The sequence below is a fragment of the Photobacterium sp. 270122K genome (assembly GCF_059941365.1).
The window spans coordinates 127,342-146,323 of sequence record NZ_JBPOEN010000001.1 but is presented as its reverse complement, the minus strand read 5'-3'; the positions used below and the strand labels follow the sequence as shown (position 1 = coordinate 146,323).

The 18,982-nt window shown below is 47.2% G+C and carries 14 protein-coding genes and 2 pseudogenes; 12 read left to right on the top strand and 4 right to left on the bottom strand.

Going from position 1 to position 18,982, the window contains the following annotated elements; translation table 11 throughout:
* The first annotated feature begins 5 nt into the window (after window positions 1-5).
* Window positions 6-2,369, top strand: coding sequence for a hypothetical protein (locus ACSF8W_RS00675; RefSeq protein WP_500844206.1), 2,364 nt, complete (start codon window positions 6-8; stop codon window positions 2,367-2,369).
* A gap of 228 nt (window positions 2,370-2,597) precedes the next feature.
* Here the strand turns inward: ACSF8W_RS00675 and ACSF8W_RS00670 are convergent.
* Window positions 2,598-2,915: pseudogene (locus ACSF8W_RS00670) on the bottom strand (catalase-peroxidase); the annotation flags it as partial.
* Window positions 2,916-2,953: 38 nt separating this feature from the next.
* Between ACSF8W_RS00670 and ACSF8W_RS00665 the strand changes: the two are divergent.
* A pseudogene (locus ACSF8W_RS00665) lies at window positions 2,954-3,082 on the top strand (AraC family transcriptional regulator); the annotation flags it as partial.
* Between the two features lie 33 nt (window positions 3,083-3,115).
* Here ACSF8W_RS00665 and ACSF8W_RS00660 read toward each other — a convergent pair.
* On the bottom strand, window positions 3,116-4,006 hold the full coding sequence (locus ACSF8W_RS00660; RefSeq protein WP_500844204.1) for a LysR family transcriptional regulator: 891 nt from the start codon (window positions 4,004-4,006) through the stop codon (window positions 3,116-3,118).
* A 106-nt stretch (window positions 4,007-4,112) separates the two neighbouring features.
* Window positions 4,113-5,567, bottom strand: coding sequence for a sugar porter family MFS transporter (locus ACSF8W_RS00655; RefSeq protein WP_500844202.1), 1,455 nt, complete (start codon window positions 5,565-5,567; stop codon window positions 4,113-4,115).
* A 575-nt stretch (window positions 5,568-6,142) separates the two neighbouring features.
* On the opposite strand from ACSF8W_RS00655, the gene iolE reads away from it, so the two are divergent.
* The 10 genes from iolE to iolG all read left to right on the top strand — a co-directional run bounded on the left by iolE (window position 6,143) and on the right by iolG (window position 17,819).
* Window positions 6,143-7,036, top strand: a complete 894-nt coding sequence (gene iolE / locus ACSF8W_RS00650) for a myo-inosose-2 dehydratase (protein WP_428479648.1) — start codon at window positions 6,143-6,145, stop codon at window positions 7,034-7,036.
* Window positions 7,037-7,160: 124 nt separating this feature from the next.
* Window positions 7,161-9,032 carry a 3D-(3,5/4)-trihydroxycyclohexane-1,2-dione acylhydrolase (decyclizing) gene (gene iolD, locus ACSF8W_RS00645; protein ID WP_500844201.1) on the top strand — a complete coding sequence of 624 codons (1,872 nt, stop codon included), beginning with the start codon at window positions 7,161-7,163 and terminating at the stop codon, window positions 9,030-9,032.
* A 128-nt stretch (window positions 9,033-9,160) separates the two neighbouring features.
* On the top strand, window positions 9,161-10,336 hold the full coding sequence (locus ACSF8W_RS00640; RefSeq protein ID WP_500844200.1) for a Gfo/Idh/MocA family protein: 1,176 nt from the start codon (window positions 9,161-9,163) through the stop codon (window positions 10,334-10,336).
* 12 nt (window positions 10,337-10,348) lie between these two features.
* Window positions 10,349-11,344, top strand: coding sequence for a 5-dehydro-2-deoxygluconokinase (iolC, locus tag ACSF8W_RS00635; RefSeq protein ID WP_500844199.1), 996 nt, complete (start codon window positions 10,349-10,351; stop codon window positions 11,342-11,344).
* Window positions 11,345-11,641: 297 nt separating this feature from the next.
* Window positions 11,642-12,511: a 5-deoxy-glucuronate isomerase gene (locus ACSF8W_RS00630; RefSeq protein WP_500844197.1), complete on the top strand. Its 870-nt coding sequence runs from the start codon at window positions 11,642-11,644 to the stop codon at window positions 12,509-12,511.
* 10 nt (window positions 12,512-12,521) lie between these two features.
* Entirely contained in the window at window positions 12,522-13,349 is an 828-nt protein-coding gene (locus ACSF8W_RS00625) for a class II fructose-bisphosphate aldolase (protein ID WP_500844196.1), read from the top strand.
* A gap of 77 nt (window positions 13,350-13,426) precedes the next feature.
* Window positions 13,427-14,260 (top strand): MurR/RpiR family transcriptional regulator, encoded by an 834-nt coding sequence (locus tag ACSF8W_RS00620; protein WP_500844194.1) that lies wholly within the window; start codon window positions 13,427-13,429, stop codon window positions 14,258-14,260.
* A gap of 222 nt (window positions 14,261-14,482) precedes the next feature.
* The gene (locus tag ACSF8W_RS00615) at window positions 14,483-15,310 is read left to right on the top strand and encodes a sugar phosphate isomerase/epimerase family protein (protein WP_500844193.1); all 828 of its coding nucleotides are present in this window, start codon (window positions 14,483-14,485) and stop codon (window positions 15,308-15,310) included.
* Window positions 15,311-15,444: 134 nt separating this feature from the next.
* The gene (locus tag ACSF8W_RS00610) at window positions 15,445-16,341 is read left to right on the top strand and encodes a DMT family transporter (RefSeq protein WP_500844192.1); all 897 of its coding nucleotides are present in this window, start codon (window positions 15,445-15,447) and stop codon (window positions 16,339-16,341) included.
* A 494-nt stretch (window positions 16,342-16,835) separates the two neighbouring features.
* Window positions 16,836-17,819, top strand: coding sequence for an inositol 2-dehydrogenase (gene iolG, locus ACSF8W_RS00605; RefSeq protein ID WP_500844191.1), 984 nt, complete (start codon window positions 16,836-16,838; stop codon window positions 17,817-17,819).
* A gap of 139 nt (window positions 17,820-17,958) precedes the next feature.
* Here iolG and ACSF8W_RS00600 read toward each other — a convergent pair whose 3' ends face one another.
* The gene (locus tag ACSF8W_RS00600) at window positions 17,959-18,789 is read right to left on the bottom strand and encodes a MurR/RpiR family transcriptional regulator (RefSeq protein WP_500844190.1); all 831 of its coding nucleotides are present in this window, start codon (window positions 18,787-18,789) and stop codon (window positions 17,959-17,961) included.
* Window positions 18,790-18,982: the final 193 nt, after the last annotated feature.

Here is an 18,982-nt window from a genome sequence, read left to right as displayed (position 1 = left end):
CCAGTATGAACCAACCTAAACCGCGCTGGTTAGCGATATTGCTTTTTGTCTGCTCGCTAATCTACTTAATTCCTGAAGTTATATTCAACGCTAGACTCGTAGAAGTCGCTGGTGGTGCGGGTCTTTCTCCTGAAACACTTCACCTTGCGGAGCTCTTTGGTAGAACCATTTCTGGTATTGGTGTGACTTTGCTTCTCATCGATTTACTGGTTGTGAAGGGTGTTGCGAAACGCACTGCCACCGCGATTCCTTCAATTATCCTGATCGCCGTTATTGCTTGGCCTACCGTTTTCTTTGGCCAAAAATGGTTAGTCGATCGCTTTATTGTTGAGCCCTCTTCGGCTGAACAGCGTAAAGATGCGTTCTTTTCGACTGTGCTTCGTTCAAGTTTGGCGCACAACGCGCTTCAAATTGAAGGCATTCCTTACGAAGCAGACCATGCAACAACACCTTCTGAAATGACATTTTTGGCGTTGATGGGCGGCCTTATTTACAGCAATGATGCGTTTCTTGACAGTGTTGATAAGCAAAAAGGGACGATTGTTGAACGTTATCTGATCAACCGTGCTGGTAGTGAGTTCGATGGCCACTATGCGCAATACCAAGAAATGCGCAATCAAGTTAATGGTGCATGGAAGGAATACGAAAAAGCGAACAATAAATACTACAGTGCTATAAATGGCCGAACTAAAGAGGCCAACAAGGCGTGGGGTGAAGTTGAAACCCAAGTCTTGAAAGGTTGGAATGACTATCAGAAAGCCGAGAAAGCTTACTTGGCTCGCGCAGAGGCGAGAGCACAGGAACTTGCTCCAAAAATTTACGCGAATTTCGAAGAGCGAAATCGATGCATTGATCGCTATAACCAGTCAGAAAGCCGTTTTACTCGCTGTATTAACAACAATGAAGCGAACTACAAGAAAAGCCTTAAAAAGTATGGTTTACCTTACCGCGAGATGGATTTCTGGTTGGTAAAAGAAAGCCGTGAAAAGGGAACAACAACGGTCAAAGAAAGCATCATGACTCTGGGCATTTCTGCATTGCTAGCTGGTATCGAAATTGCGGCTGGTGATGGTGGTGAAGTGGAAGAAAGAATGGTTTTTTCTCGACATGTTAGCGATTATACACCAAAAATCTTGGGCTTAATGCAGGGCCAGTTTGAACGAGAAACGAGCTACCCAATGGGTATCTCAACATTGACTGAGTTCCGCAATCACAAGGTTACGGCGCAGAAAGTTAAAGCGCGAGTAGAGAAAGAAGGCCTCACATTACCTAAAACATGGACGCTAAAACAGATTACGGTGTTTAAAAACGCAGTGAAAGCCCAGATTTTGGATGAAGCAAATCGTCGCTGGAAATCTGAGATGGACAAACGTGATTTGACCATGAAGCCAGGACTTAATTTCTCAAGCTTCCAACACCATAGTAACATTCAAGATAATATCAAAGCACAAATGGGAGACCGTTTCTATGTTGAGCCTATGTTGACTACATGGAACAATAAATCGTTCTATAATAACGTTATTATGGTTAACGTAAATCGTGAGCGTGATTACTGGCTGAACTATATGGAATCGGCAGTTAGCCAGTTTAAAGATGGCGCTCCAATGGCTGAAGATGGAAAGAATGCGTTGCGATCCATCATCGTACCACCAATTTCGATGACAATCTCTTTGTTACTTGTTTTGGTCACTTTCCTGAAGTTGCCATTCAAGTTCTGGAAATTATTGAGCTATAACGATGAACAATTAGGTCAAGCGACGGCTGAGGAAAAACGCAAAGAAAAATGGATAGAACAGGGGATTGGATGGCTGATCATTGCGGTAATTTTCATTGTGCCGATTACTTTGGGTAAATCAAAATTCACGGATGAAAATACCACGATGGGGTATTTCTTAGCGGAAATTGATCAACTTGTCTCTCCGGTGGGTTCAACTCTATTAACTTGGGTTTTGCACACTCAACCAGTGATCCAACCAGTCGGAAATGCGTTTGAAAAGAATTTTGGCCTCTTCACTTTGTTTGAAAAAACGTTGATGACGCCGATCAATGCAGTGGATAAACAGGTGTACGCGATGATTGCACCGCGCGTATCTGGCGTGAAGGATAACCTGGATAAAACGGCGCTCAATGAGCAGCGTGAAGCGGTGAAAAAGTATGGTCACCTAACAGAAATTCCATTTACGGTTCGCACTAATGTAAATACCGCAAAAATTCGTGTGTTGAATATCAAACCTAGGTATCAGGAGGGGATGATGTTAGCCTTAGGCAATTACCATATTGAGGTTTCTGCCCCTGGCTATACTACTTTACAGAAATGGGTTTCGCATAGTCAAAAGCAGAACGTTCACATGATTCAGTTGACAAAGTAAAATACAACTCTTCAGCAGCGAGCTATTGATGAATGATCAATAGCTCGTTTTTATATTTGAATTCAGTGTATTGGGTATATATGCAGTAGTATGATTTGGATTGGATAAACGGCCTTACACGACCATCACTTATGTGGTAACGGTTTTGATCAAGGATTGGAATTAGGGGAAGGTATGATAGCGGTGATGGGAAGGATGATCCCGTTTATCCATGTGATCATGGCAGTCTCAGAAACGATCGACATTCATCACTCTCGTCCAAGCAACGACTAGATCATTCACGAACTTCTCGGGGTTATCATCCTGTGTATACACCTCTGCGTAAGCGCGTAGGATAGAGTTAGAGCCAAACACTAAGTCAGCCCGTGTTGTCCACTTCGCTTCATCGGCTTTACTGCTGCGGATTTCATATTCATTGGCACCCACCAATACGGTCATCTCTGCTGGTGTCACCACGTAGTTCTGTTCCAGCCAGTTTCTGAAGGCTTCATGCAATGACTCCAGCATCTCAAACGACTCCACGTCAGCCATGTCTTGCGTAGCGTCCTCTCAACCTGATGAGAAGAGCACAGTCACGCTCGTAGCAATGGTTGTCTACATCTGGCTTTAAACAACGGGCCATTCCCGCTTATGTGCACTATCACCAGAATGACTTCCTGAATCAGGAAGAAGTGTTTTATTTAGATTTTTATTTGCCAGTCAGTTTTGACTAATGAAAATAATTTTCGTTATTTATTCGCTATTTTCTATCCATTATTCTCCAACAAAAAACTCTTAAAGTGGCTCGCCACGGCAGAGGCTTTTGTTGGCGGGTGGTAATACACGTTCAAGCTCCAAATACTGGTTTCATAGTCTTCCAATACGCGCTCTAAGCGGTGTTCGGCCAATGCCGGTTCCACAATGAAGGCCGGTAAATACGCAATGCCCGCCCCTTGAATCGCGCTTTGCAGCAATAGATCACTGTCATTGATTTCCAGTGATTTCGGCACTTTTATCATCTGCGTTTCGCCGTTTTTTTCAAAAATCCAATCGTTACTGCCCGTTAATGTGGTGGCAAATAAACATTGATGTTGAGCGAGATCCGTTGGAACCACCGGGGCTGAACGGCGGTATAAATACGCAGGGGAGGCGACGGGAATAAATGGGCTCTGCATTAGCTCTCTGCGTACAAGATGGAGATCTTTCTCCTGATAGCCTTGATAGCACGCATTGGCACTGATGATTAAATCCGCCTCACCACTGTGGTCGAGCGCCCAGGGGGTGACATTCACGTTAAAGGTAACGTGAGGGTGCTCTATCAAATAGGTGCTGATCTTCGCCATCAAATAGTGATTGGCAAATACTGGCGTGCAGGCAATGTTAAGGTGGCCTTTGTTGTGATCTTGAAAGTCTTGCAGGTTTCGACACAGTTGCTCTGCGCTATCAACCATAGGGGAGAAGTCATCCATCAGTTTCTGGCCAGCAGGGGTCGCCGTTAAACGGCGGTTGGTGCGACGACATAAGGTAAGCCCGAATGACTGCTCTAGATCTTGTAACCAACGGCTGCCTGCCGACACGGAAATATTGAATCGGCGCGCCGCCGCAGAAATAGACCCCGTGCGGATGACATAAACGAAAAAAGCCATTTTATCGAGCATAACAACGTCCTCGGGAAAATAGTGAATCAAAAAAATAAAGACAGGTAGAAAATGAAAAAGCAGGCTTATCGAAAGATAAACCTGCTTTTTTACCGTTTAAGACAACTTATGCATTCGCCTTAGCGGGTTCTGGTTGTTTTTCTGGGAGATGTTTACCCAATTTCTTCGCCATGGTTTCTTCCATCTTCTCAAGGCTGACACCTTTCGTTTCAGGCACATACTTAACCACAACAAACATACAAAGTAGCGACAGTACCGCGAACACCCAGAAGCTAAAGGCACCGTTGAAATTCTCTTTCAAGTAGGCATTTTCATTCAGCATTGGGAAGAGCTGTGTCACGAGGAAGCCAGTGAACCACTGTGCGCCGACCGCGATAGCCATTGCACGAGAGCGGATGCTGTTCGGGAAGATTTCAGAAATCATTGTCCAGCATGCACAACCCCATGATGTTGCGTAAGAAACCACATACAAGCAGAGAGCAAATAGCGCCGCGTAACCTTGGGTTTGGGTGTAAAGCACATAGCCGACGATGGTCATACCCAGTGCACAGCCCAATGTACCCCACTTCATCAGTGGTAAGCGGCCGACTTTATCAATCAGGTACATACCCAAACCGTTACCGGCGATGAAGACGATACCCACGAAAGTGGTTTGGAACAGGGCGTTTTCAGTGCTGCCTGTAATCGGTTTAAGAATTTCAGGGGTGTAGTACATGATAACGTTGATACCGGTTAACTGCTGAGCGGCAGCGACAAAGGTACCGATAACAAGGATAGCGAATAGCAGAGGGGAGCGTAGGCTGATCTTGCTCTTACCGTTAGAGGCGTGAGCATCAACGAGTGAATCTTGAATATCTTTGATTACGCGGTCTGCGTGCTCAGGGTTAGAGATTTGCGACAAGGTGTCTTTGGCTTTGCCTAGCTGACCTTTCAGTACCAACCAACGTGGAGATTCAGGGATAAGGAAAAGTAAGCCAGCGAAGAGGGCTGCAGGGATCACTTCAGAACCCAGCATCCAACGCCACCCCATGTCGACTAACCATTCTTCTGACATGCCTTTAGCAATCAGGTAGTTAACATAGAATACCCCGGTTTGTCCGATAACGGCTGATTGCTGGAACATACTTACAGCACGGCCACGGAAGTCTTTCGGAGCGACTTCAGACATATACATTGGGGAAACAACACACGCCAAACCAACGGCCACACCACCGACAATACGTAAAATGGTATAGAAGGTAAACGTGTCAGCCAGGGCTGAGCCGATGGCGGAGATAATAAAGAGGATGGCAGCAATAAAAAGGGTATTGCGTCGACCATATTTCAGCGCAGCCCACCCAGCGCTGACGGCACCGAGAATACTGCCAAGTACCACACTGGATACTGCCCAACCGGTCTGTGCCGGGGTGAGGTTAAAGTGATCACGAATTGGGCCAATGGCGCCTGATATTACGGCCGTATCATAACCTAATAAAATACCGCCTAATGCCGCAATACAACAAATCCTAATAATGTATGCGAAATTATATTTACGGGACGCAGCCGCTGTGGTGGATGACATGTTCTACTCCTTGATGAGATCCCCGTCTCTTGCTCAACCATCGAATAAGTTTGAGTTGGGTAGCTGTCCGATACGCCTATTACTGTAGGGTATAGGTGTCGGTTATTAGTTATTCGCCAATATTTATATCTGTCATATTTTTCTTTGAAAATATTTTTTCATTTGGCGATGTATGCATCATATGTCGTAGATGGCGTTTCGGCTACGGTTTAAATGCCCATTTGTTCAAAAATGTTAGCTCAATCAACTTTTGATAAATATTTATCATTGCTACAGATTGTCATAAGTTACTGTTTTTATTGAATTAATGATAAGTGTGATCTTGCTCAAGAAACCCTTGAGAGCCGCGTATTTACTGGGTTTTTTCCATTCCAATGCAGTTTGTTGCAATGCTTTTTACTGGGTGAAAAATATTTTTCAAAGTGATTTTTTCGGGTATAGTGATTTCCAGTGAAGCAAATGATGATGATTAAAAAATACACCGTGTTGATGTCACAGAAGCATAGCAAGGTGGTTGATTAAATCTCATCACCCTAATACGGAAAAATTATTTCAATTCGATGGAGAATAAGAAAATGAGCAATGTGAAATATGGTATCAGCCCACTAACTTGGACTAACGATGACATGCCAGAACTTGGCGGTGATATTCCATTGGAAACATGTTTAAGCGAAATGGCTGAAGCCGGTTTTACAGGGACTGAGCTAGGGACTAAATACCCACGTCAACCTGAAGTATTGATCCCACTACTTGAAAAGCACGGTCTTGTTCTGGCATCTGGCTGGTACAGCGGCAACCTAATGACGCTAACGGCTGAAGAAGAAATTGCAGCAATGCAAGACCACATCAAACTACTAAAAGCAGCGGGTTGTTCTGCAATGGTATTTGGTGAAGTGAGCAACACGGTTCACGGTGACATCACTAAGCCATTGTCTTCTCGTGTAATCCTGACAATGGATGAGTGGAAAATGTACTGTGGCAAGCTAACCACAGTAGCCGATTACCTACTGAATGAGCACGGCATTAAGCTGTCTTTCCACCACCACGTTGGCACCATCGTAGAAACAGAAGACGACATCAACTTGCTGATGGAACTAACAGGTGATGCTGTTCACCTAACACTGGATACCGGTCACATCACTTACGGCGGCGGTAACCCTGTCACTATGATCAAGCGTTGGGGTCACCGCATCGGTCACATGCATTTTAAAGACCTGCGTCTTGATGTGATGAAAGCGGCACGTGATGCTGATAAATCGTTCCTAAATGCGGTACTTGATGGCGTATTCACCGTACCAGGTACCGGGGATGTGGACTACGACGACGTATTCGCAGCACTGAAAGAGCGCGGTTACAAAGGGTGGTTGTTGGTAGAAGCTGAGCAAGATCCAGCGAAAGCAAACCCACTGGCTTATGCAAAAACTGCGTATGCAAACATCACAGGTTACGCAGAAAAATACGGCCTGTAAGCACTGAAGTACTGTCTGTGGGGAGTGCAACCACTCCCCATTAACTGGCTAAATCTCAGCATGGATTAATTGATTGCCAGGGCGGAGATGCCACATTTTTCGGGTATCGAAATCGAGGAAGACAATGAATACTGTACGCCTGACTGTTGCTGAAGCGTTTGCAAAGTACCTTGCAGCACAAATGATTGAAATTGATGGAAAGAAAGAACAACTCTTTGGTGCCGCCTTCGGTATTTTTGGCCATGGTAATGTGACCTGTTTTGGTCAGCAGCTAAAAAATATTGAAGACAAAATCCCGACGTGGCGTGGTCAGAATGAACAGTCGATGGCAACCGCTGCCATTGCCTACGCCAAGGCAAATAAACGCCAGCGTATCGGTATTGCGACCAGCTCGATTGGCCCAGGCGCAACAAACATGGTGACCGCCGCGGGTATTGCCCATACCAACCGCTTGCCACTGCTTCTTATCTCGGGTGACGCGTACGTTAGCCGTCTACCAGACCCTGTCTTACAGCAGCCGGAAAACTTTGAAGATCCGTCTGTGACCTGTAACGACACCTTTAAGCCATTAACACGCTACTGGGATCGCATTGTTTCTCCTACGCAGTTGATGCACACCTTACCGCAAGCATTGGATACCATGCTTGATCCGGCGACTTGTGGCCCCGTTTTCATCGGCTTACCACAAGATATTCAAGGTGTAGCTTACGACTACCCAGAAGTGTTCTTTGCTGAAAAATTGCATCGCATTCGCCGCCCTGAGCCTGAAATGGTGGTGTTGGAAGAAGCGAAAGCGATTTTAGAAAAAGCGAAGCGTCCTCTGATTATTTCCGGTGGTGGTGTGCATTACTCACTGGCAACCGATGAATTGGCCGCGTTTGCTGCAAAACACAATATTCCTGTGGTTGAGACCATTGCTGGTCGCGCCACCATGCTGCAAGACAACCCATTGAATGCTGGCCCTATCGGGGTGACGGGGTCTGATTCTGCCAATTACATGGCAGCCCATGCGGATGTCGTGGTGGCTATCGGTACACGTTTGCAAGATTTCACTACCGGTTCTTGGACCGTCTTTAAGAACCCAGACATGAAATTGATCAGCATTAACGTCGCGAAATTCGATGCCGTTAAGCACATGTCTTACCCCGTACTGGGTGATGCTCGTACCTGTATGACCAAGCTTTCTGGCTTGCTCGGTGACTGGTGTGCAGCGCAAGAATGGGCAGACACCGCGAAAGTTCAAGCGGACGAGTGGAAAGCACTGGTTCAGCGTCGTACTCACCCACAAGAAGGGGACTTGCTACCGGGTACGTCTTCTTACGCGGAAGTGATTGGTAAGTTGAACGTCTCTATGCAACCGGGTGACACCGTGCTGACCGCAGCGGGCGGCTTACCGGCAGAGCTTGCTATGAACTGGCAGAACTACCAAATCGGTAAGTTCGATATCGAGTTCGGTTTCTCTTGCATGGGCTATGAAATCGCCGGTGGTTGGGGGGCGAAAATTGCTAACCCAGACAACGATGTGGTTGTGCTTGTGGGTGACGGTTCTTACATGATTCAAAACTCAGACATTTATTCGTCTGTGTTAACAGGCCACAAAATGATTGTGGTGGTGTGTGATAACGGTGGTTTCGCGGTGATTAACAAGCTGCAAAACAATACCGGTAACGAGTCATTCAACAACCTATTAGCAGACTGCCGCCGCCCAGCGGGTGAGGTTGCCCGTGTTGACTTCGCCAAGCACGCAGAAGCCCAAGGCGCGATCAGTGAAAAGCTGACGTCTATTAATGAGTTTGATGCTGCCTTTGCCCGTGCAAAAGAAGCAGACCGCACGTACGTGATTGTGGTGGACATTGACCCTGTATCGCCAATGGCATGGTCGAAGTGCGACTGCTGGTGGGAAGTCGGTCTACCAGAAGTGACGCGCAACGAAGAGACCGCTGCCAAAGTGGCTGACTGGGAAGAAGGCCGTGTGCACCAGCGCCGTGGGGTTTAAGCCTTACGCCATCGACGCACGATAACCGGTTTAAAAATATAACGATTTCATTTTCCAATAATCAATGCAGGTATGTCGGTACATCCTACTTACGTCATCCACCGGGATACCTGCCAAGGAGCAAAGCTATGTTTAATGAAGAACGCCATTTTGAACAACCAATCCGCTGGGCAATGGTCGGTGGTGGCCGTGGCAGCCAGATTGGTTACTCACACCGTAATGCTGCACAACGTGATGGGCTATTCAAACTTGTTGCGGGTGCTTTTGACCTTGATGCAGACCGTTGCCGTGACTTCGGTACCAACCTTGGCCTGGCTAGCGACCGTTGCTACGCCAGCTACAAAGACATGTTTGAAGCCGAAGCGAAACGTGAAGACGGTATCCAAGCGGTTTCAATCGCCACACCAAACTCTACGCACTACGAAATCTGTAAAGCGGCACTAGAAGCGAAACTGCATGTCGTGTGTGAGAAGCCAATCACGTTTACCACTGAAGAAGCGGAAGAGCTGAAAGTGATTGCGGCGCAAAACAACCGTGTTATCGGTGTGATGTACGGCTACTCCGGTTTCCCAATGGTACAGCAGGCACGTGAAATGGTTCAGCGTGGCGACTTGGGTGACATTCGCGTTATCAACATGCAGTTTGCTCACGGCTTCCATAACGAAGAATACGAAAAGAATGACCCAGGCCTGAAGTGGCGTGTTAGCCCACAAGTGTCTGGCCCGACTTACGTATTGGGTGACATCGGTACACACGCCTTCTACCTATGTGAAGTGATGACTGGTCTAGAAGTTGACCGTCTATCTTGCATGCGTCAAAGCTTCATCAAATCCCGTACGCCACTCGAAGATAACGCACATGTCATGATGGAATTCAAAGGCGGTGCAGTGGGTACGTTGTGGGCATCGGCTGTGAATGCGGGCTCTATGCACCAGCAGAAAATCCGTATCGTAGGTTCAAAAGCCTCTATCGAATGGTGGGATGAGCAGCCTAACCAATTGCGTTACGAAGTGCAGGGCGAAGCCGCTCGTATTCTAGAGCGCGGCATGGGCTACTTGCATCAAGATGCAGCAGGTGTTGCGGCAAACCGTGTTGGCGGTGGCCACGCAGAAGGTTACTTCGAGTCTTGGGCAAACCTTTACCACCGTTTCGCACTGGCATTTGATGCCGCAAACCGTGATGACCAAGAAGCGCTTGCAGGCATTTGGTTCCCTGGCATTGATGCCGGTATCGAAGGGGTTCGCTTGTGTGAGAAGTGTGTGGAATCCGCTGACCAAAATGCAGCGTGGGTAGAGTACAAGTAATAGGGCCTTACTATGACAAAGATTGCACTTCAGCAAGATCGTAAGCTGGATGCCATCGTGTTAGGTCGTGCGGGCGTAGATCTCTACGCCCGTGAATCCAACACGAACATGGCAGATATCACTGGGTTTAACAAATTCGTCGGCGGTTCGGCAGCCAATATTGCCGTCGCTATCAACAGACTAGGCGGTAAAGTCGGGTTTATTGGTTGTGTTGCTGATGATGCATTCGGTGGTTACGTTAAACAATACATGTCAGGTCAGGGCATTAACCTGGACGGCATGATGACAGACAACAGCGGCTCTCGCACCTCTGTGGCTTTCACTGAAATGAAGCCAAGCGATTGTACCGTATTGATTTACCGCAATAAGGCGTCTGACCTGACCATCAAGCCTGAGCAGATCAGCCCAGAATACATTGCCAGCGCAAAAGTGCTGGTTGTGACAGGAACCGCCTTGTCAGAAAGCCCAAGCCGTGAAGCCACACTGATTGCGATGGAACACGCTCGTCGCAGCAATACGCTGGTGGCACTGGATGTGGATTACCGTCCGTATTCATGGCGCACGGATGTGGATGCCTCTATTTACTACGGCATCGCCGCGGGTTTGTCAGACATCGTGATTGGTAACCGTGAAGAATTCGACATGATGGAAACGGTACTGGCACCGGGCAACACGGATGATGATGCCACGGCCGAACGTTTCTTGCGTGCAAACACACAAGTGGTGGTGGTGAAAGCGGGTGAGCTGGGCTCTAAAGTGTATTGCCGCGACGGCCATAAGTTCCAGCAAGGGATCTTCCGTGTCGACGTACAAAAACCGTTTGGTTCGGGTGACTCATTTGCCGGCGGATTAATTTGGACATTGGTGAACGGTGGCGAGCTAGAGGACGGTGTGAAACACGGTTCAGCCGCTGCAGCTATCAATGTGAGTGGCAACAGCTGTACTGAAGCGATGCCAACCAAAGAACAGTTATTTGACTTTATTGAGACCAGAGAGCAAAGCCTGTAATGCCTGCTGCTAGATAACGGCAGATAAGGACAACAGGCGGTTAGGTCCAGCCGGGCCAGTATGAAACGATAAATACATGTAGTCGTGACATACAAACCATCGAGGCCCGGCTTTTTTATTCTCAGCACTTGCACCAAAAGCTCAACACCAAGTCGCATCCTGAGAGGCTTGCGAAGCACGCTCACGAAGAGCAGTCACCAAAACAACAGACATTCATTCAATTATTTACACGCTAACCTGGCGACTGATGACAGACGATTCATGTAAAGACAGGCCGGGCAGTGAGGAGAAAGTAACATGGGTAAGCATATCCCACCTTTTGATAATAAAAACCAACCGATTATCGATGTGAATGATGACGTCACACCGTTGTGTTATTTCAATCAAGTTTGCCTTGCTCAAGGTGACACCCACCAGCACCACGTAGAAGGCTATGAGTCAGTGATCGTACTGGCTGGCGGGACATGTTCAATCAAAGTCAGCAATGGCGATACCGTGGCGGTGTTCGACAACATCGGTCAGCGTAAATCGGTATGGGAAGGGAATCCTGAATCCGTGTATGTCCCACTGGGCTATACCGCTGAAATCGAATGTGTGAGCGATAAGGCTGACATCATGATCGCTGGCGGTAAGTTTGAAACGGCGCTTGAGCCGTTCTGCTCACGTCAAGACGAAGTGGATATCGTCCAGTACGGCTCTGACGAGACTAAAACCCACCGTAAAATTAAGCACGTATTGGGTCAGGCGAATGCTGACAAACGTGGTCGCTTGCTAGTGAGTGAGTTGTTCACTGTGGGCGCAGGGGGTTGGTCTGGTTTCCCACCGCACAAACACGATGAAGATCGCCTGAAAGAAGACGGCAGCAAAGAAACCCTGTACGAAGAAGTGTACCAGTTCCGCTTTAACCCAGATTTTGGCTTTGGTGCCCAGTTCCTGTATGAGCATGAAGACGATTTTGGTCCGGTTTATCACGTACGCACAGGCTCAGTGATTGCGATTGATAAAGGCTACCACCCAAGCGTGGCAGCACCGGGTTATGAAATGTACTACTTCACCATCATTGTGGGGAAAACGTCGAAGTCATTGATTCAACATTTTGACCCACACCATGAATACCAGGTGAATACCATTCCAGGCATCAAGGATATGATCGCCAAATTCAAATAAGGAAGCCGTCATGCTTGTAAACTTAAATGATTTATTGCCTCAGGCTGCAGCGTCAAATTATTCGGTACCTTGCTTTAATGTATTCGGCTTTGAAGATGCCAAAGCCGTCGTTGAAGCAACCGAGGAAGTGGGAAAGCCGGTAATTCTGGCTTGCAACAAAGACGTCGTGGACTTCTACGGTGTTGAAACCGCGGCGGCGATGTTCCTGAATTTGGCGCATAACAGTACGATGCCTGTGTGTTTACACTTGGATCATACGTACGAAGAAGAGATCGTTTTCCGTGCATTGAAAGCCGGTTTTAGCTCAGTGATGTTTGATGGCTCTCAGTTGCCATTAGAAGAAAACATTGCTCGCACACGTAAAGTGGCCGATGTGGCGCACGCACTGGGTGCATCGGTAGAAGGGGAGATTGGTTCGGTACCTTATGATGAAGGCCGCGACCACATCAAAACTATCTACACGTCACCGGAAGATGCGGCACGCTTTGCCAATGAAAGCGGTGCAGATTGTGTTGCGATTTCAGTGGGTAACGTACACCGCCTCACCGAACCGACATGCACCATTGATTTTGGCCTGCTGGATCGCATTGCCAACGAAGTGTCGATTCCTCTTGTGATCCACGGTAGCAGCGGGATCCGCGACGAAGACATGATCAAGCTAAAGCAGAGTCGCGTGTCTAAATTTAATATTGGTACCTGTTTGCGTCAGGCGCTTGGTCACAACTTGCGCGATTATATGAACCAGGAACCTCATAAATTTGACCGCATTTACTTCATGCAAAAGGCAATGCCATATGTGAAGCAAGAAGCGATTCGCAACTTACTGTTATTGTCATAGAATACACGCCCCTTACGTGTTACTAGTGAGGGGCATTGTATTGTTATTATTACTTTTAAACGGGAGAGCGGCCATTTATGGAAGTTGAAGAGCAAGTCCCTGTGGATCTGGATACGTTACGAGAACTGATCGTGAAACGTTACGATAGCTTGAGCCACCGACTTCAACAAGTTGCCGATTTTGTGATGGCACAGCCGATGCTGGTGGCGGTAGAAACAATGGCGACCATTGCGGAACAAGCCAATGTACCGCTGTCTACATTAAGTCGTTTTGCCAATACCATGGGGTATGCTGGTTACAGTTCGATGCAGGCACTTTTCCGAGATCAATACCTTAATCGTCCCCGCGATTATAAAGAGCGTGTGAAAAAAGCGCGCGCCAGCGATCAAGTGAGCCAAGATTCACCCACTGCCATTTTTCATGATTTTGGCCAAGCAAATATTGAGGCGATAGAAGAACTGCAGATGTCCGTATCGCCGCAAAAGCTTGAACGTGCTGTTGCGCTGCTTAATGATGCCGACACCATTTATATTCAAGGCATGCGCCGTGCATATCCGGTCGCGTTTTATTTGTGTTATGCGCTCATGAAGTCAGACAACAATGTGGTATTGCTGGATGATCATGGTGGCATGTTAAGACCCATGACACGCCGCATGAGCAATAAAGATGTATTGCTGACCATCACGTACAGTCCGTATGCACCGGAAACCAGTGAATTGATTGATGCCGCTCATGCGAAAGGAGTGCCGGTGGTGGCCATCACGGACAATCAAATGATGGATCAAGGCAATAAAATGGAAGTCTGCTTTGAAGTGAAGGAAGGGGAAGTCATGGGCTTCCGTTCATTGAGCAGTTCCATGTATTTGGCACAAACATTAGCGGTCAGTTTAATGTGTCAAGACATTAAGTAATGGTAAAGTGTTAAATAAACAGAGGGCATGAAATAACGCAATGTTATTTGCCCTCAGTTACTTCGCCTCACTGATTAGCCATAAGTTATTTACGCTTAGTGAGTCAGTATTATTTTATTAAGTTGTTTTTCTCGCTTTATATCGGTTTGTATAAGCAGGTGCCATAACGAGGCATTTGCTCCCCCTCTATTTGATGACATACAATGTCAATAAGGATGTATTATGCGTTTTGCTTTGCATGGAATGTGTTCGCTGTACAGTAATATTCTTTCTGATGTCCGGCTCGCAAAAGAGACGGGTTATGAGGGGCTGGAAATACATACTGATAAATTGTGGCGTTATTTAGACGCGGGTTTAACCGCGAAAATGTTGAAAGACCGTTTACAAGAAGCCGGCGTTAAACCATCAGCAATAGATATTATTGGTGGTGTAGAGGCGGCGACAAAAGATGATCAACAACGTGTTTTCGCTCAAACAGAAACCTTATGCCGTGTTGCTAAAGAAATTGGTGCACCGACAATTCAGCTTAATGCGTTTGAAGCACTGAATGGTTTTTCCGTTGAAGACAATATTCGTCTTACAGCCGCCAATATTCGTAACATTGCTGACATTGGCCGTGAGTATGGCATTCGCTTTCAATATGAAGGGGCGGCGTGGACGCCGATTGCGAGCCTTGACGACTATTTGCGCCTGCATGATGCCGTTGGTCGCGATAACTTCGGTTTTGTGCTGGATACCTGGCACCTGTGGGCGTGCCGCGGAGCAACGCCTGAGCAAGTGGCGAAGATTGAGAAAGAACGCATTTACAATGTACACTTTTCTGACGGTAAACGCCCAGCCGTTGGGGAAGCCTGGCCAAACGAACGTGCCTTACGTGGTTATTTATTAGGCGAAGGGGATATTCCGTTGCATGAGTGGGCTAGCGCAATTGTGGAAACAGGATATGATGGTTTTTGTTCGGGTGAGTTTTTGAATGATCAGCTGTGGGAACAGGATCATTATGCGCTGGCTGAACAAATGCTTCAAGGAATGAGGGCATTGATTAAGTAAGGACGAATCAGCCTTATACCCAGGATATTTTAGGGCACTAGATCTCTAGGTTCTGGGTATAGTTATTGGATACATGAAGTGGATACATCATTTGGAGGCCTTGTGCCTCCTGCTTGCACAAGGAGCGTTTTACCATGCAACTAGAACGCCGTGCTGACTTAATTCTTATCGGGACAACGCTGTTAGCCGCAGCAGGTTGGGTTTTCTCCAAAGAGGCCATTCAGGGCTTACCGCCTTTTGGTTTCATCGGCTTACGATTTGTCATGGCATCCCTTTTCCTCTTACCGTTTTGTATTGGCAACTTTCGTGACGTCGCAAAGGTGGACATCGGCAAAGCCATGAGTGTTGGCTTGTTGTTAGGCACCGCATTGCTGATGTGGATCTACGCCATGTCAACCACAAGCACCCTCGGCGAAGGGGCATTCATTATGAGTTTGTCCATGCTGTTTGTGCCGTTAGTGGCGTGGCCTTTATATAAAATCAAGCCGCCCCGTATTTTTTGGCTGGCCTTGCCGATTGCTTTTTCCGGGTTGGCGATGTTGTCCCTCGGTGGGGCGGTACAGTGGCAGTTTTCACCGAGTCAGGGGTGGTTTTTGGCCGCCGCTGCCATGCTTGCCATACACTTTAATGTGAACAGCCAGTTTGCCCGCCGCATGCCAACGTTATTGCTGACGGCATTGCAGCTTTTTGTGACAGGGTGTGTCGGCTTGCTGGCATCATTGCTATTTGAAACATGGCCTGAAACCATCAGCATGGAAATTTGGGGTTGGTTCGCGTTGAGCATGTTGGTGGCAACCAGCATCCGCTATGTGATGCAGACTGCCGGTCAGAAGCACAGTACGCCAGCCAATGCAGCGGTGATCATGATACTCGAACCAGTCTGGACGGTGGTGTTGAGCGTACTGTGGTATGCCGAGCAAATGCCCGCGCATAAAGTGATGGGCTGTATGATGATCTTGTCGGCGCTGTTTATTTACCGGGCTGGCCCGTTGTTGCTGAAGCGTCTATACCGCCGATCGGCTGTGCGGTAATACACGCGTATTTTCTCGCGTATTAAAGTTAACCGTATTTATCGTTTTTATTCCGCGATAAATACGGTTAACTTTTTCACATTTCACATTTCACATTTCACATTTCACATTTCACATTTCACAGTTATCATTAATGGAAAATGACTCAATCTCATTCGCTGGATTAACAGTCAATGACCTCTCGTCATTGTTAGTTTGTGTGTTTGTTTAATATTGATAACGTTTATATTTTATAAAGTGATAATTCATGCCAATTTATTTCCGTGAGCAACGGCAATGGTTAACTTGTTAGCTATCACACAGAATAAAATGTTTGATTCATTATTGGTTTGAAGTGATAAATTTATTCTTATATTATTGCTGTGTTGAAATCAGTCATCATCATAAAGACAGTCATGCAGCATTATTATTACTGCTTACGTTCAGTCTTTTGTGAATAATTGGCATCTATCACACTATTCTGTGTGTCTTCTTTTTTTGTTAAGGAGTCAATCATGTTTAATATTGCGTTATTTGGCGCGGGTCGAATTGGGCAAGTGCATGCTGTTAATATTGCAAGTCACCCTGAAACGAATGTGTATTCTATTATTGACCCGTATCAGGAAGGGGCGCAAAAGCTGGCTACAAAATATGATGCTATTTTGCAGAGTGTTGAACAGGCAATGGCTGATCCAAACGTGCACGCAGTCTGCATCTGCTCCGCAACGGATACGCATGCCAATTTGATTGAGCTGGCTGCACAGCACGGTAAAGTGATTTTCTGTGAGAAACCGATTGATTTGGAACTCAGCCGAGTCAGGGATTGCCTGGCAGCGGTAAAACAGCATCAAGTGCCGATGATGGTTGGGTTTAACCGCCGTTACGATCCGCAATTCCGTACATTGAAAAATCAACTGAATGCCGGCGTGGTCGGGACGCCAGAATCCTTGGTGATCACTTCACGTGATCCGTCACCGCCGCCAGCAGAATACAGCAAAGTGTCTGGTGGTATGTTCCGCGACATGACGATCCATGATTTGGACATGGCCCGTTTTATTATCGGGGAAGATCCGGTGTCGATTACTGCCCACGGCAGTTGCATGGTCGATCCGGCGATTGGTGAAGCAGGGGATATTGATACCGCCGTGTTGGTGATGGCATTCCCATCGGGCGCAATGGCGACAGTACATAATAGCCGCCGTTCGGGTTACGGTTACGATCAGCGCATGGAATTGCATGGGTCGCAAGGGGTATTGCAAGCCGGAAACATGAGAGAAAACTTAGTTGAACATTGGGGCGAAACAGGTTGCGTGGCGGCAAAACCGCAGCATTTCTTCCTTGAGCGTTACCAAGCGGCTTACGTGGCAGAATGGCAAGCCTTTGTTGATGTCCTCAATGGTCAACAGCCAGAATGTACGGGGGCAGACGGTGAATACGCCTTGATGCTGGCCGATGCCGCGATTGAATCCATGAAAACCGGCAAGACTGTGACGCTGTAACTGCTCGCACAGCAAACAACAAGTAATAAACAACAACGCCTCGTCATTACTATGACGAGGCGTTTTTTATGGGCGACGTATCTACGCGGCTAGACATATCAACGTAGCTAGACGTATCAAGAACATAGCTTACTGCGGCTTACTTGGCGCCATTTTTATACGCCAGTGATACGGCTAAAGTTTGCACTAAACACAGTGACGCGGACTGTGATCGAAATGCATCGACCTGGGCTTCTTTTACCACAAAGCACACATCGCTGAACGTCGCTAATGGGCTGATGGCGCTGTCAGTAATCACGATTTGTTTGGCGCTAGCCTGCGCGGCGATATCGCTGAGCACCACGGTTTCTTCGGCATACGGGCTGAAGCTGATAGACACTACCACATCATTTGGGCCAATCATGCTGAGTTGTTCTTTGAACATGCCACCAAGGCCATCAATCAGAAAAGCTCGGCGTTCCAAATGGCGTAGGGCATAAGTGAGGTAAGACGCGACACTGAATGATCGGCGCAAGCCGATCAGGTAGATATTGTCCGCTTGACTTAGCAGGTCAACTGCCGCTTCGAGTTTGCATTCGGGGGTTTGTGCCGCAAGGTGCGCCATGGCCTGTGCATTGGCATGGGCAAAGGCCTGCAAGATTTGCGCAGGATTTTCAGGGGGCGGTGATTCACAATCAAGTGATTTGAATAAACGTGCCCGATCTGTATAGCTGCTCGTTTCTTCCACGAGGTTTTGGCGAAACAGTTGTTTCATGTCATTAAAGCCGCTGAACCCAAATGCGCTGGCAAAACGGATCAGTGTCGAAGGGGGAACATCTGCCTGACTGGCAATGACGGCCACGGTATCAAAGGCCACGCTGTGGGTGTTATCCAACACATAGTGAGCCACTTGTTGCAGACGCTTGCTCAAGTCGCCATAACGCGTACGGATTTGCTCGTGTAATTCGGTGAGGCTGGTGGCGACGGTCATATGAAACTCCCTAATGTGTCACTGAGTGCGGCTTGCGTTTATTGTAGAGAGTAATGCATAGGGATGAAATGGATTTTTCACCCATTAGTGTGTTTATGCGCATTTTTGGTGTGTATGTTTCATTTTAAACGCGTGACGAAAGACGAAGAAGAGAGACGAAGATTAAAAAGCCACAGTATTGGGTAGAATCTGT

Excerpts from the sequence above, each read along its gene's own strand:
- iolC (WP_500844199.1), top strand. The coding sequence starts at position 10,349 with ATGACAAAGATTGCACTTCAGCAAGATCGTAAGCTGGATGCCATCGTG.
- ACSF8W_RS00610 (WP_500844192.1), top strand. The coding sequence starts at position 15,445 with ATGCAACTAGAACGCCGTGCTGACTTAATTCTTATCGGGACAACGCTG.
- iolD (WP_500844201.1), top strand. The coding sequence starts at position 7,161 with ATGAATACTGTACGCCTGACTGTTGCTGAAGCGTTTGCAAAGTACCTT.
- ACSF8W_RS00660 (WP_500844204.1), bottom strand. The coding sequence starts at position 4,006 with ATGCTCGATAAAATGGCTTTTTTCGTTTATGTCATCCGCACGGGGTCT.
- ACSF8W_RS00655 (WP_500844202.1), bottom strand. The coding sequence starts at position 5,567 with ATGTCATCCACCACAGCGGCTGCGTCCCGTAAATATAATTTCGCATAC.
- ACSF8W_RS00620 (WP_500844194.1), top strand. The coding sequence starts at position 13,427 with ATGGAAGTTGAAGAGCAAGTCCCTGTGGATCTGGATACGTTACGAGAA.
- ACSF8W_RS00600 (WP_500844190.1), bottom strand. The coding sequence starts at position 18,789 with ATGACCGTCGCCACCAGCCTCACCGAATTACACGAGCAAATCCGTACG.
- iolE (WP_428479648.1), top strand. The coding sequence starts at position 6,143 with ATGAGCAATGTGAAATATGGTATCAGCCCACTAACTTGGACTAACGAT.
- ACSF8W_RS00615 (WP_500844193.1), top strand. The coding sequence starts at position 14,483 with ATGCGTTTTGCTTTGCATGGAATGTGTTCGCTGTACAGTAATATTCTT.
- ACSF8W_RS00630 (WP_500844197.1), top strand. The coding sequence starts at position 11,642 with ATGGGTAAGCATATCCCACCTTTTGATAATAAAAACCAACCGATTATC.
- iolG (WP_500844191.1), top strand. The coding sequence starts at position 16,836 with ATGTTTAATATTGCGTTATTTGGCGCGGGTCGAATTGGGCAAGTGCAT.
- ACSF8W_RS00640 (WP_500844200.1), top strand. The coding sequence starts at position 9,161 with ATGTTTAATGAAGAACGCCATTTTGAACAACCAATCCGCTGGGCAATG.
- ACSF8W_RS00625 (WP_500844196.1), top strand. The coding sequence starts at position 12,522 with ATGCTTGTAAACTTAAATGATTTATTGCCTCAGGCTGCAGCGTCAAAT.
- ACSF8W_RS00675 (WP_500844206.1), top strand. The coding sequence starts at position 6 with ATGAACCAACCTAAACCGCGCTGGTTAGCGATATTGCTTTTTGTCTGC.